We start from the raw sequence: 13,497 nt of genomic DNA on the forward strand, positions 1-13,497 counted from the left end.
CAAGATGAGTGGTGTTGACCTCAATGACATCAAGCGCCGCATGGACGGTGCCATCAACGCGTTCAAGAGCGACATTGCATCGCTGCGGACCGGACGTGCCTCTGCCAACATTCTCGATCCCGTTACGGTCGACGCCTACGGTTCTCGTGTGCCGCTTTCGCAGGTTGCCAACATCACCGTTCCCGAGCCGCGCATGCTTGGTGTGAACATCTGGGACAAATCCATGGTGGGCGCCGTGGACCGCGCTATTCGCGAGTCCAATCTCGGCCTCAACCCGATCGTGGATGGCCAAAACCTGCGTATTCCACTGCCTGAGCTCAACGAGGAGCGCCGAAAGTCGCTCGTCAAGGTTGCTCACGATTACGCCGAAAAGTCCAAGGTTGCCATTCGCCATGTTCGTCGTGACGGCATGGAAGGTCTAAAAAAGGCCGAAAAGGACGGTGACATCGGTCAGGACGAAAGCCGTGGCAAGTCTGACAAAGTTCAGAAGATGACGGACGACACGATTTCTGAAATTGATCGCTTGCTCGCTGAGAAAGAAAAGGAAATCATGCAGGTATAATTGGCGTATCGCCAAGCCTCGCATTGATTTAGCTTGTTGAACTCCGCACTGCCTGAATGGATTGAGATGTCGGAAACCGCACCTTCCCTGTTGCCTGAACATGTCGCCATCATCATGGATGGTAACGGTCGCTGGGCCAAGCAGCGCGGCTTGCCGCGCATCATGGGCCATCGGCGGGGCGTGGAGGCCGTGCGTGAGACCGTTCGGACTGCGGGCGAATGCGGGTTGAAATATCTCACGCTCTTTGCGTTTTCTTCGGAAAACTGGCGCCGGCCACAATCGGAGGTTTCGGATCTTCTCGGTCTCCTCAAGGCATTCATTCGCCGGGACCTGGCCGAGCTTCACAAGGAGAATGTGCGCGTTCGCGTGATCGGCGACAGGGTCGGGCTCAAGGATGATATCCGCGCTCTGCTGGAAGAGGCAGAGCAGACCACGCGCGACAACACTGCGCTCACACTCATCATCGCGTTCAACTACGGGGCGCGGGATGAAATTGCGCGCGCGGCCGCGTCGCTGGCCCGCGATGTTGCCGAGGGTCGGATCGATGCGTCTGCGATCACGCCAGAAGCGATTTCCGCGCGTCTGGACACGGCAGGCATTCCTGATCCTGACCTGATTATCCGCACAAGCGGTGAGGAGCGTCTGTCAAACTTCCTGTTGTGGCAGGCGGCCTATTCCGAATTCCTGTTCATTCCCGACTACTGGCCTGATTTCAATCGCCAGACGCTCGTGGCTGCGATCGATCAGTATATGACGAGAGATCGTCGCTTTGGTGGCCTGTCCACTCAAGTTGCGATGGCAGGCGCCTGATGAGCCGCGAATTAAAGCTGCGGATCATTTCGGGCATCGTGATGGCCGCAGTCATTCTGACTGCGACCTGGTATGGCGGGATCATGTTCCGCGCCATCGCCGGCCTTCTGTCGCTCCTCATTTATTATGAGTGGAGCACGATCACCAAGCTCTCTGACAACAATCCGACGGGTTATGCCTGGGGCTGGTTCTCAGTTGCCGTGATGAGCGGCAACACGATCTTTGGTGAGAGCTCGCTCGATCTCCCGCTGCTTTCCGGTTTTGCCATCACCGCAGCGCTGTTTCCGATTCTTCGCGGTCCAAACTGGTGGCTCGTTGGCGGGATCGTCTATTCGGCGCTGAGCGGCATTTCGCTTGCGGCCATTCGCGGCGAAGAATCAACCGGCCTTGTGGCCATGCTCTTTGTCTTCGCGATCGTCTGGGCAACGGATATTCTGGCTTATTTCGTCGGCCGCGCGATCGGTGGTCCAAAGCTTGCGCCTTCGATCTCGCCGGGCAAGACCTGGTCCGGCGCTGCCGGGGGTACGTTTTTCGGCCTGGTTGCGGGTGGCGCCGTCACGCTTGCCTATCATGGAAGCATCTCGCTGACTGTATTGTTGCTGGCGCTGGCGCTCTCCATTTTCAGCCAGATCGGCGACCTGTTCGAATCCTTCATCAAGCGCAGGTTCGGAGTGAAGGATTCCAGTAATCTCATCCCAGGCCATGGCGGGTTCATGGACCGGGTTGACGGTCTTGTTTTCGCCTGCTTTACCGTATTCCTGATTGCAGTGGTTCACGCGGCAGTAACCGGTGATGTGCCAGGATCGGGCGATGGTATCTTGCTCGGCTTCTGATCTGAGCAGATAGATAACGAGAGACGCGACATAGGGAATCGGGAATAATATGGACACTGTGATGGCTGCGGTTAATTTTCTGACCGGTTATATGGTGCCATTTATCCTCGTGATCTCGCTCCTGGTCTTCGTCCATGAGATGGGGCACTACCTCGTTGGGCGCTGGTGTGGCATTCGCTCCACTGCATTTTCCGTCGGCTTCGGCCCGGAATTGATCGGTTTTACCGACAAACGTGGGACGCGCTGGAAGATCTCGGCCGTGCCACTTGGCGGCTATGTCAAATTCTTCGGCGATGAGGATGTCTCCAGCAAGCCTGACAGCGATGGCCTTTCCGGGCTGACGCTGGAAGAGAGGTCGCACACGCTCGCTGGTGCCAAGCTCTGGAAACGGGCGGCGACCGTCGCTGCAGGCCCCATAGCCAACTTCATCCTGGCGATCCTGATCTTCACGGTGCTCTTCACGATCTATGGCCGGATGATTTCCGATCCTGTCGTGTCTGAGGTGCGCCCTGATAGCGCGGCCCAGACGGCAGGTATTTTGCCGGGCGACCGGCTGATCGCGATCGACGGCGAAAAGGTGCAGACGTTTGAAGACGTCCGTCGCTATGTCTCCATCCGCCCAGGCACACAAATCAATGTTACCGTGGAGAGAGATGGCCGCGATCTGTCGCTGCCCATGGTGCCGACACGCACGGAAACGACGGACCAGTTCGGCAACAAGATCGAGCTTGGAATCATCGGCATCACCACCGACCAGACGCGCGGCAATTTTCGCCATGTGAGCTACACGCCGGTGGAAGCGCTGGTCGAGGGTGTGCGGGAAACCGGCCATGTCATTACGGGCACGTTCAACTATATCGGCAACCTCGTCACGGGACGGATGAATGCCGATCAGCTTGGCGGACCGGTGCGTGTGGCGCAGGCATCGGGGCAGGTGGCGACACTTGGCGTCGGCGCGCTGATCCAGCTTGCCGCCGTTCTTTCAATTTCCATTGGACTACTGAACCTCATGCCCGTTCCCATTCTGGACGGCGGCCATCTGGTGTTTTATGCGATAGAGGCGGTGCGCGGCAGGCCGGTCGGGTCGGGTGCGCAGGAGGTTGCATTCCGCATCGGTCTGGCGATGATTTTCAGTCTGATGGTTTTTGCGACTTGGAACGATATCAGCAGCTTGATCGGCTAAAGGGGCGTTTTGAGCTGTTTTTTTAAGAGGGTGTTTACCTTGTTTTGAAGCCAAAGTGGCGATTGGGCCACGGTGGCTTGCGAAGTAAACAGAAATTAACGGTCGGGCTTGCTTGTAGAGGAAAAGCAGGTAAAACGACGCAGATGGCCGGAGTCGGGTTCCGCCCGCTGAGGGACAACGGGAAAAGGTAAGATTTGAAATGAAGGCTGGTTCAAAGTTTTTGAACGCGGTATCGGCGGTTGCGCTGTCTGCTGGTGTTTCTTCGATTGCAGCTTTGGGGGTGCTTGCTTCTGCCGGTGTTGCCAATGCAGCTGTCGTCAGCAGAATCGATGTTCGCGGTGCTGAACGCTCCGGTGCGGATGCTGTTCGTTCCAACATTACGATCGCTCCCGGTCGCAATTTTTCCAATTCCGATATCGATGAATCGGTAAAGCGTCTTTACGCAACGGGCTATTTCTCCAACGTCAGCATGCGCGTGGCAGGCAATGCCCTCGTGGTGACGGTGAGCGAGAACAACCTCGTCAACCAGGTGGTCTTCAACGGCAACCGCAAGATCAAGGACGACAAACTTCAGGCGGTCGTCCAGACGCAGTCTCTCGGTCCATATGATCAGACGATCGTGACGGCTGATATCGCCCGCATCAAGGAAGCCTACGCAAATATCGGCCGCAGCGACGTGCAGGTTACGACCCAGGTCGTGCCGGTTGGTCAGGGTCGCGTCAACCTTGCTTTCCAGATCAATGAAGGTGAGCGTACCAAGATCGCGCGCATCGACTTCGTTGGCAATAATGCCTATAGCGATGGGCGTCTGGCTGCCGTCATCAACACCAAGAAGTCCAACATGCTGTCGTTCCTGACACGCAAGGACGTCTACAATGAAGACAAGCTGCGCGCTGACGAAGAGTCGCTGCGCCAGTTCTACTACAACCGTGGCTACGCCGATTTCCGCGTCGTGTCCTCTAATGCTGTCCTCGACGAGGCGACCAACGAGTACACCGTCACCATTACGGTGGACGAAGGCCAGCGTTACGACTTCGGCAATGTGGCCGTTGAATCCACGGTGCCTGGCATTGATGGTTCGCAGCTTCAGGGCCTTGTCTACACGAAGTCCGGCTCTTACTATAGCGCCAAGGAAGTGCAGCAGAGCATGGAAGCGATTTCCAAGCGCGTTGCGGCGGAAGGCTATCCTTTTGCCCGTGTGACGCCGCGCGGTGACCGCGACCTGGCTGGCAACACGATTGGCTTGACCTACATCGTCGATCAGGGCGAGCGCGCTTACGTCGAACGTATCGAAATCCGTGGCAACACGCGCACACGTGACTACGTCATTCGTCGCGAGTTCGACATCAGCGAAGGCGACGCGTTCAACCAGACGGTGATTAGCGCTGCTAAGCGTCGTCTCGAAGCGCTTGGTTACTTCTCCAAGGTCAACATCAGCACCTCGCAGGGCAGCGCTCCTGACCGCGTCGTGATCGTTGTGGATGTCGAAGACCAGCCGACAGGCTCCTTCGGTATCGGCGCGGGTTACTCGCAGAACGACGGCGCGCTGCTGGAAGCCTCGATCGAAGAAAAGAACTTCCTCGGTCGTGGTCAGTACATTCGCGTTGCTGCTGGTGCCGGTCAGGATGATGCGCGCAGCTACACGCTGTCCTTCACCGAGCCATACTTCCTCGGCTATCGTCTTGCGGCTGGTTTTGACATCTTCAAGAGCCAGAGCAGCAAGGAAGAGTTCTACAATTACGACGAACAAGGTTTCTCGCTCCGCGTAACCGCGCCAATTACGGAAAACCTCGGTACAACGTTCAAATACACCTATAAGCAGTTCAGCTATGACGGTAAGGGCGCCTGGGATACCCCGGGTAACCTCGCGGCTCCTTATCGTGACCTGATTGCAGGTGGTGATTGGAGTCAGTCGATTATTTCGAACACGCTGAACTACAACACGCTGGACGACCGCAACATGCCACGCGAAGGCTGGCAGGCTGCATTGACCAACGAGTTTGCAGGTCTTGGCGGCGATTCCGAATACTACAAGATCTACGGTAAGGTCCGTTACTACCATTCGCTGTCGGATGAATATGACATCATTGGCTCGCTGACAGGCCAGGCCGGTTACGTCGTTCCAACGGGTGACAATCTCTACGTCTTCGATCAGTTCAAGATCGGTGGCCGTGTGATCCGTGGCTTCAAGAACGATGGCATCGGTCCGCGCATCGGCTCCGACGCGATCGGCGGCACAACTTACTTTGCGGCTTCGGCTGAAGTCACCGCACCTATGCCGCTCGTTCCGGAAGATGTCGGCCTGCGTCTTGCTGGCTTCGTCGATGCCGGCACGCTTTATGGCAATAAGGTTGCGAATTCGGCTGGCGTTCAGGACGATAGCTCGATCCGTGCATCTGCCGGTATCGGCATCATGTGGGCGTCTCCGTTCGGTCCGCTGCGTGTCGACTACGCTGTTCCGATTGCCAAGGAAAGCTACGACGAGGAACAGCGTTTCCGGTTTGGCATGTCCAACACTTTCTGATATCGGCAGTCCAGAACTGCGAGTTTGAATGTTCTGGAGTATCCGTTTGATGGACTACAATGCTTTTTTTCCGCCCCACGAAGGCCTGCGATTGAAAGAGATCGCGGTCCGTCTTGGGGCGGAACTGTCTGGTGAGGCCTTTGGCGATCGATTGGTGAGGTCGATTGCGCCCGTGTCGCGCGCCAAGCAGGACCAGCTCTGCTATATCCTGTCTCGCAAGAATCGGGATGAGTTGCTGACATGCGATGCGGCTGCCGTCATCTGTGACGAGTCGCTGAAAAGTATCGTGCCGGATCATATTCCTGCTCTCATCTGCAAGAACCCACACACGATCTTTGCGCAGGCCGGTGAGCTTCTGCACCCCTCAGCCATGCGGCCTTCCGCCGTCACGCCTGAAGAGACGGGCATATCGACTTCGGCGCATGTTGATCCCTCCGCAAAGCTCGAATCCGGCGTCATCGTCGAGCCATTCGCCGTTATAGGAGCGAACGTTCACGTCGGTTCCGGCACGCGGATCGGACCCGGAGCTATCATTGGTGCTGAGGTTCAGATCGGGCGTGACTGTACGATTGCCGGCGGCGCGAGCGTTCTCTCGGCTCTTATCGGAAATGGCGTCATTATCCACAACGGTGTGCGTATCGGCCAGGATGGTTTCGGTTATGCACCTGGACCGCGCGGCATGATCAAGATCGTCCAGATCGGCCGTGTGATCATTCAAGATCATGTCGAGATCGGCGCGAATACCACGGTCGATCGCGGGACGATGGATGATACCGTGATCGGTGAAGGCACGAAGATCGATAATCAGGTCCAGATCGGCCATAATGTTCGCATCGGTCGTCATTGCGGTATCGTCAGCAAGGTCGGCATCGCCGGAAGCACGCGCATTGGCGACGGCGTGATGATTGGCGGCGCGGCTGGGATCAACGGCCATATCACCATTGGTGACGGTGCACAGATCGCGGCCATGAGCGGTGTGGTGTCAGACGTGCCGGCAGGCGCAAAGGTCGGTGGAACGCCGGCGCGCCCGATAAAACATTTCCTGCGTGATATGGCCGATATTCTCGCCCGCGCAGAAGAACGCGATAGGAAAACAGGAGACAAGAATGTCTGAAGAGACGAAAACGACGCTTGGCGCGGCTGACATCCTTGAGGTGATGAAGCTGCTGCCGCATCGTTATCCCTTTTTGCTGATCGACAAGATCATCGACATTGACGGCGATAATTCTGCGATCGGCATCAAGAATGTGACGGTCAACGAGCCACATTTCACCGGTCATTTTCCTGACCGTCCGATCATGCCTGGCGTTCTGATCGTAGAGGCGATGGCGCAGACGGCAGGTGCGATCTGCGCTCGCAACAAGGATGGCGGTGGGTATCTTGTCTATTTCATGACGATCGACAATGCGCGCTTCCGCAAGCCTGTCGTGCCGGGCGACCGACTGGAAATCCATGTCGTCAAGCAGCGTCAGCGCGGCAATGTCTGGAAGTTCCACTGTGAGGCCAAGGTCGATGGCGCTCTCGTTGCCGAGGCGGATGTCGGCGCGATGATGATCCCAGAGGATCAGCAATGAGCGCGGTTGCGGCCTCAGCCAAGATCCATCCCATGGCCGTCGTGGAGGATGGCGCGATTATCGGCGAGAATGTCGAGATCGGCGCGTTCGCTCATGTCGGCGCGAAGGTGAGTTTGCGCGATGGCGTCAAGCTGTTGAACCATGCAGTGGTGACCGGTCGTACGGTGGTGGGTGAGGCGACCGTCATCCACCCCATGGCGGTTATCGGCGGTCAGCCGCAGGCGATCCGTCACGACGGTTCCGAAACGACACTCGATATCGGCGCGCGTTGCACGATCCGTGAAGGCGTGACGATCAATACGGGTAGCTCGGATGGCGGCGGCAGAACGGTTGTTGGCGATGACAACCTCTTTCTCGCCAATTCGCATGTGGCGCATGATTGCATTCTTGGCAGCGAGATCATCCTGTCGAACAATGTGATGCTTGCCGGCCATGTGCGTATCGAGGACAAGGCTATTCTCGGCGGTGGCTGCGCGGTTCACCAGTTCACCCGCATCGGTCGCCAGGCCTTCATTGGCGGCCTTTCGGCTGTCAGCTACGATGTCATCCCCTATGGAATGCTGAATGGCAATCCCGGCATCTTGAGTGGGCTTAACGTAGTCGGCATGACGCGTGCGGGCATCGAGCGGGCCGATATCCACACCGTCCGCCGGGCCTACAAGCAGATCTTCGAGAGCGAAGGCAATGTGCGCGCCAATGCGGCTGCCATTCGCGAAGACTATCTGGAATGCCCACAAGCGCTCGAGATCATCGATTTCATTGCGGCGGCCAATGACCGGGCGATCTCTTCGCCGAACCGCGGCAAGTAACGCGGTGGCGATGAGCGACCAGCGTCTGGCGATCATCGCCGGCAGTGGTTCTCTTCCCCTTTATGTGGCGCTTGCCGCACGATCGGCGGGAGAGGACCCGCTGATCATCCGCTTGAAGAACGAAGCCGATCTCGATTGGTCAGAGTTCGAAAATGCCTCTATCAGTGTTGGCGATGTCAAAGGCCTGGGCCTGCTTCTCAGTGCGCATGGCATCGACCGCGTGGTTCTTTCCGGGGGCGTGGCACGCCGCCCCGAATGGAGGGAAATCCGTCCGAACCTGAAGATGATCGCCAAAATGCCGTCGATCATCCGCACGCTTTTGTCTGGCGGGGACGACACCGTACTGCAAATGGTGATTGGCCTGATCGAAGCGCAGGGCGCTCGCGTCATCGGCGCCCATGAGATTGCGCCTGGACTTCTTGCAACCACCGGCCCGCTCGGCAAGATCAAGCCGAGTGACGAGGATCGTAGAGACATCGCAAAAGCGGCTCAAGCGGCGTTGGCGCTTGGCGTGCTGGATGTCGGGCAGGGGGCAGTTTCCGTTGGTGGACGCATAGTCGCCCTGGAAGGCGTTGAGGGGACTGATGGCATGCTGGAGCGGGTTGCTTCCCTTCGTGCTGCCGGACGCATCTCGGAGCGCCGCAGGGGCGTTCTCGTCAAGCTCTGCAAACCGCAACAGGATATTCGCGCCGATCTTCCCACCATAGGCCCTTCCACCGTCGAGAACGCGGCGAAGGCCGGTCTTGCCGGAATAGCCATTGAGGCGGGCAGGGCGTTTATTCTCGATCGTGAGGCGATGTTGAAAGCCGCCGATGCGGCGGGCCTGTTTGTTTGCGGAATCGACACCGCGCTTGAGGGAGACATGATGTGACGGAAGGCGTGCTGAAACTTGCTGTCGTGGCCGGTGAAGTCTCCGGCGATCTGTTGGGCGCTGACCTTGTTCGTGCGCTCAAGACACAATATCCGGGGCAGGTGGAGCTCTTTGGTGTTGGCGGTGAACAGCTGACGGCTGAGGGCCTGAACTCTCTGTTCGACTACTCTGAATTGTCGATCATGGGCTTCACCCAGGTTCTGAAGAAACTGCCGCAACTGATTTCCCGCATCAAGGAAACGGCGAATGCGATCATCGCCTACAAGCCGGATGCACTGCTGATCATCGACAGTCCCGACTTCACCCACCGTGTTGCAAAGCGCGTGCGAAAGGCGCTGCCAGACCTGCCGGTGGTGAACTACGTTTGCCCCAGCGTCTGGGCGTGGAAAGAGTACCGCGCGACGGCGATGCTTTCCTATGTCGATCATGTGCTGGCGCTGTTGCCTTTCGAACCGGAGGCAATGCAGCGCCTTGGCGGTCCGGCAACAACATTTGTCGGACACCGCCTCAGTGTCGATCCGGACGTTCTGGCGGTGCGCGCGCAACGTGCTTTGCGTCCCGTGCCAGCTGCCAGTGACACACGGACAATCCTTCTTCTGCCGGGCTCGCGCTCGACAGAAACGACCCGCCTGATGGAGCCGTTCCAGCAGGCTGCAAGCGCATTCGTGGAGCGGAACGGGCCGACGCGGTTCGTACTGCCGACAGTGCCGCGACAGGAGCAGCGAATCAGGGAACTTGCCGCCGCCTGGCCTGAGGCGATCCGACCGGAGATTGGGACCGACACGGCGTTCAAGTTGCGTTGTTTTGCCGAGGCGGATGCGGCGATCGCGGCTTCCGGTACCGTGATCCTGGAACTTGCGCTTTGCCATGTCCCGGTCGTGTCTGTGTACAAAACGGACTGGATTTTCACGATGCTGAGCAAGCGGGTGAAGACTTGGACCGGCGCCTTACCCAATCTGATCGCCGATTACGCCGTGGTGCCGGAATACTTCAATGAAGTCGTCCGTTCAGGCTCCATGCTACGATGGGCAGAGAGATTGTCTTTCGATACCATTCAGCGCCGCGCCATGCTGGAGGGGTTTGAGCTGGTGCAGAAAAGGCTACAGACGGAAATCCCGCCAGGGGAGCAGGGTGCTGCGATCTTGCTGCAAACGATCAGGATGAAGACGGGCAAACTATAGGCCGGGTGCTTTGCCACAGCTTCGCGCGGTTTCCATCGTCCAACTTCTTGGTGATCATCGAACTTTTCCATGTTCGGACAGAAAATCCAAGACGACCCTGATGCGCGTAGGGAGCGGGCCTCCTTCCCCAATATAGACGGCGTAAAAGACCTCTGTGTCTCCCGTGTTGCAGTGAGACAGGACCGGCGCAAGTCGTCCGGCAGCGACGTCGTCGCGGACGGTGAAGTCAGCCAGCATAGCCAGGCCTGCACCTGCGACAGCGAGCCTTCGAACGCCTTCTCCATCGCTGATCTGGACACGTCCGGCGACGGGCACCACGACGGAGTGATTATCTTCGCTGAGCGTCCAGCCCGGCTCTGACCGGACATAGCTGAAACCCAGCAAGTTGTGGCTTTTCAGGTCCGCCACATGACGTGGTTGGCCATATTGTTCGAGATAAGATGGCGCGGCCACGATAGTCCGAGCCGTTTCTCCGAGCTTGCGAGCAATCAGGCTGGATGTTTTCAAAGGCCCTGTTCGAATGGCTACGTCGGTGCGCTCCGCCAATAGATCAACCAATGCATCGGTAAGCGAGATGTCCAGAGTGACAGCAGGATAGAAAGCCATAAATTGTGGCACGATGGGTGCCAGCACGTGATGGAAGTATGAAGCACTGGTGCTGATGCGAACACGCCCTGCCGGTCTCTCACCCTGACTAGCTCTCTGTTCCGCTTCGCTCAGGTCCGCGAGTATGCGCTTTGCCGCCTCGTAGAATGTGCATCCTTCAGGCGTCAGCTGAAATTGTCGGGTGGAGCGATTGAATAGTCTGGTTTCCAGCCTCGCCTCAAGGCGTGCGATCAATTTGCTAATGGCGGACGGCGTTAAACGCACCTGCCTCGCTGCAGCGGAAAAACCGCCCGTCTCAATGACGGTTACGAAAACTTCCATCTCCGTAAAGCGATTGATCTCGTGTCGGGCCATGATGAATTCACGTCACAAGTGAGGTTCCTTTTGGTGATCTATTTCATTTTATCAGGACTGTCTATGAATTGCGTAGTTCTCAAAGAGGAAGACCAATATGGACTATCGATCACTTGGAAGGTCCGGGCTCAAAGTGCCTGCGTTGAGCTTTGGCGCAGGCACGTTTGGTGGATCTGGGCCGCTGTTCAGCAATTGGGGCAACTCGGATGCAATCGAGGCTCGACGTCTTGTCGATATCTGTCTTGATGCAGGCGTCAATCTTTTCGATACGGCTGATGTTTACTCCAACGGCGCATCGGAGGAGGTCCTCGGTGAGGCGATCAAGGGACGCAGGGACGAGGTTCTTATCTCGACCAAAACCAGCCTTCCAATGGGAGATGGCCCAAACGACGCCGGATCGTCCCGATTCAGATTGTTGCGCTCGGTCGACGATGCGCTGAAACGGCTTCAAACCGATCACATCGACTTGCTTCAACTTCATGCCTTCGATGCTGCGACGCCGATAGAGGAGGTCCTGTCAACGCTGGACATGCTGGTCCGCTCGGGAAAGGTTCGATACGTCGGTGTCTCGAATTTTTCTGGCTGGCAAATCATGAAGTCGCTTGCAGTGGCCGACCGTTACGGATGGCCGAGATACGTCGCCAATCAGGTCTATTACTCGCTCATCGGTCGGGATTACGAGTGGGATCTCATGCCGCTCGGACAAGATCAGGGCCTGGGCGCAATTGTCTGGAGTCCACTCGGATGGGGTCGATTGACCGGGAAAATAAGGCGGGGCGTGCCGTTGCCTGAAACAAGTCGTTTGCATGCCACGGCGAGTTTCGGTCCACCGGTTGAGGACAACTATATGTACCGTGTTATTGATGTGCTTGAAACGATCGCGAACGAGACGGCGAAGACAGTGCCGCAAGTCGCACTCAATTGGCTGCTCAGTCGCCCAACCGTATCGTCTGTGATCATTGGTGCTAGAAACGAAGCTCAACTCAAGGACAATCTCGGCGCGGTCGGTTGGAGCCTGACACGTGAGCAGATTGCAGCCCTTGACCAAGCCAGTGCCGTGTCCGCTCCCTATCCCCACTTTCCCTATCGGCAACAGGCAGGCTTTGCGCGGCTTGATCCACCTCTTGTCGGCTAAAGGATCAAGGTGTGCCGGCCTTGAGTCTTTTCGAAAACAGAGGACAGAGTTTTCAAGCGTTCGGTAGAATTCCAAAGGCCCGGGATTTTACCGCTACGATGATAGTGCCTCAGATCTGGCGGATCACCGCTCCGATCGTGTTGACGAGAATGCGGGACGCTGTGAGGGCCGATTGGCCGTCAATGTCGGCGGGCGGATAAAACTCGACGAGGTTAAACCCGGCGATTTTCGCCTTGCCGGCAACACCAGAAATCAGATCGATAATCTGGGTGTAGGTGAGACCGCCCGGCGTTCTTGCGGCGACGCCCGGCATGATACTCGGATCGAGGCTGTCGCAGTCAAGCGTGATGACGACTTGAGCATCCTCCGGAATAGCACGAAGAGTTGCAGCCACGCCGTCAGCGTGAATTTCTCTCGCCGTCACAAAGTGACTGCCGTAGGCTTGTGCCGCATCGACATCGGCTTTTCTCGCGCTCCCGACACTTCGAAGTCCGACCTGCACCATGCCGACCACATGCGCCATCTCGCTCGCTCGGCGCATGGAGCTTGAATATCCGTAGCGTTCTCCCTGAACCTCGTCACGCCAGTCGATATGCGCGTCGATCTGCAAGACCCAGACAGGTCTCAAGGTCTCGAACGCAGCAAGAAACGGATAGGTCACGGAGCAGTCGCCGCCGATGAGGATGGGAACAGCACTGGAGGCCAGGATCTCGCGCGTCTTAACTTCTATGCGCTGTCGATTGCCTTCATTGTCACGCACCACGGTTTTGATGTTGCCAACATCGATGCAGTTTATCGGACCGCCGTTGAAGAGTAGGCCACCGAGATCGAAATCCCAGTGGGCGATCAACGGAGCATCTTCCTGGCTTGCCGCTCTGATCTGATCGGCCGCCATTTCATGGCCACCGCTGTCTTGATCCGGATAGGCGCTGCCATGTGCCACGCCGAAGATCACAATGCGTGCGGGATTGCCGTCGGCGAGTTTTGAAGGGAGCCCAAGAAACGAATTTGCAGCGCTCATTGTGTGACCAATCCTGCTCAAGTTGTCGCCAATT

13 protein-coding genes are annotated in these 13,497 nt (G+C 57.5%); 11 read left to right on the plus strand and 2 right to left on the minus strand.

Annotated features, from left to right (window positions below):
- The first annotated feature begins 4 nt into the window (after positions 1 to 4).
- From frr to lpxB, 10 genes are all read left to right on the plus strand, one after another.
- Positions 5 to 562 carry a ribosome recycling factor gene (frr, locus tag AC07U5_RS07075; protein ID WP_062427448.1) on the plus strand — a complete coding sequence of 186 codons (558 nt, stop codon included), beginning with the start codon at positions 5 to 7 and terminating at the stop codon, positions 560 to 562.
- Between the two features lie 66 nt (positions 563 to 628).
- Positions 629 to 1,372, plus strand: a complete 744-nt coding sequence (locus AC07U5_RS07080; RefSeq protein WP_062440871.1) for an isoprenyl transferase — start codon at positions 629 to 631, stop codon at positions 1,370 to 1,372.
- Positions 1,372 to 2,205, plus strand: coding sequence for a phosphatidate cytidylyltransferase (locus tag AC07U5_RS07085; RefSeq protein ID WP_494722619.1), 834 nt, complete (start codon positions 1,372 to 1,374; stop codon positions 2,203 to 2,205). The genes AC07U5_RS07080 and AC07U5_RS07085 overlap by 1 nt, the downstream gene beginning before the upstream one ends.
- A 61-nt stretch (positions 2,206 to 2,266) precedes the next feature.
- Complete coding sequence (rseP, locus tag AC07U5_RS07090) at positions 2,267 to 3,388, plus strand: RIP metalloprotease RseP (RefSeq protein WP_162236286.1); 1,122 nt, start codon at positions 2,267 to 2,269, stop codon at positions 3,386 to 3,388.
- Between the two features lie 199 nt (positions 3,389 to 3,587).
- A complete protein-coding gene (gene bamA, locus AC07U5_RS07095) occupies positions 3,588 to 5,912 on the plus strand; it encodes an outer membrane protein assembly factor BamA (RefSeq protein WP_494722620.1) in 2,325 nt (774 codons plus the stop codon).
- Positions 5,913 to 5,961: 49 nt separating this feature from the next.
- Positions 5,962 to 7,026, plus strand: coding sequence for a UDP-3-O-(3-hydroxymyristoyl)glucosamine N-acyltransferase (gene lpxD / locus AC07U5_RS07100; protein ID WP_494722621.1), 1,065 nt, complete (start codon positions 5,962 to 5,964; stop codon positions 7,024 to 7,026).
- The gene (gene fabZ / locus AC07U5_RS07105) at positions 7,019 to 7,486 is read left to right on the plus strand and encodes a 3-hydroxyacyl-ACP dehydratase FabZ (protein WP_062598479.1); all 468 of its coding nucleotides are present in this window, start codon (positions 7,019 to 7,021) and stop codon (positions 7,484 to 7,486) included. Before lpxD ends, fabZ begins: the two co-directional genes overlap by 8 nt.
- Complete coding sequence (gene lpxA, locus AC07U5_RS07110; RefSeq protein WP_113179727.1) at positions 7,483 to 8,295, plus strand: acyl-ACP--UDP-N-acetylglucosamine O-acyltransferase; 813 nt, start codon at positions 7,483 to 7,485, stop codon at positions 8,293 to 8,295. The genes fabZ and lpxA overlap by 4 nt, the downstream gene beginning before the upstream one ends.
- Positions 8,296 to 8,305: 10 nt before the next feature.
- Complete coding sequence (locus AC07U5_RS07115) at positions 8,306 to 9,166, plus strand: LpxI family protein (RefSeq protein WP_494722622.1); 861 nt, start codon at positions 8,306 to 8,308, stop codon at positions 9,164 to 9,166.
- Entirely contained in the window at positions 9,163 to 10,347 is a 1,185-nt protein-coding gene (lpxB, locus tag AC07U5_RS07120) for a lipid-A-disaccharide synthase (RefSeq protein WP_494722623.1), read from the plus strand. The genes AC07U5_RS07115 and lpxB overlap by 4 nt, the downstream gene beginning before the upstream one ends.
- Positions 10,348 to 10,401: 54 nt before the next feature.
- Here lpxB and AC07U5_RS07125 read toward each other — a convergent pair whose 3' ends face one another.
- Positions 10,402 to 11,307 carry a LysR family transcriptional regulator gene (locus AC07U5_RS07125; protein ID WP_494722624.1) on the minus strand — a complete coding sequence of 302 codons (906 nt, stop codon included), beginning with the start codon at positions 11,305 to 11,307 and terminating at the stop codon, positions 10,402 to 10,404.
- A gap of 97 nt (positions 11,308 to 11,404) precedes the next feature.
- On the opposite strand from AC07U5_RS07125, the gene AC07U5_RS07130 reads away from it, so the two are divergent.
- Entirely contained in the window at positions 11,405 to 12,442 is a 1,038-nt protein-coding gene (locus AC07U5_RS07130; protein WP_494722625.1) for an aldo/keto reductase, read from the plus strand.
- Positions 12,443 to 12,551: 109 nt separating this feature from the next.
- Here the strand turns inward: AC07U5_RS07130 and AC07U5_RS07135 are convergent, their stop codons facing one another.
- A complete protein-coding gene (locus AC07U5_RS07135; RefSeq protein ID WP_494722626.1) occupies positions 12,552 to 13,463 on the minus strand; it encodes an agmatinase in 912 nt (303 codons plus the stop codon).
- Positions 13,464 to 13,497 lie beyond the last annotated feature (34 nt).

It is taken from the genome of Agrobacterium sp. GW821-FHT02D03 (genome assembly GCF_059421725.1).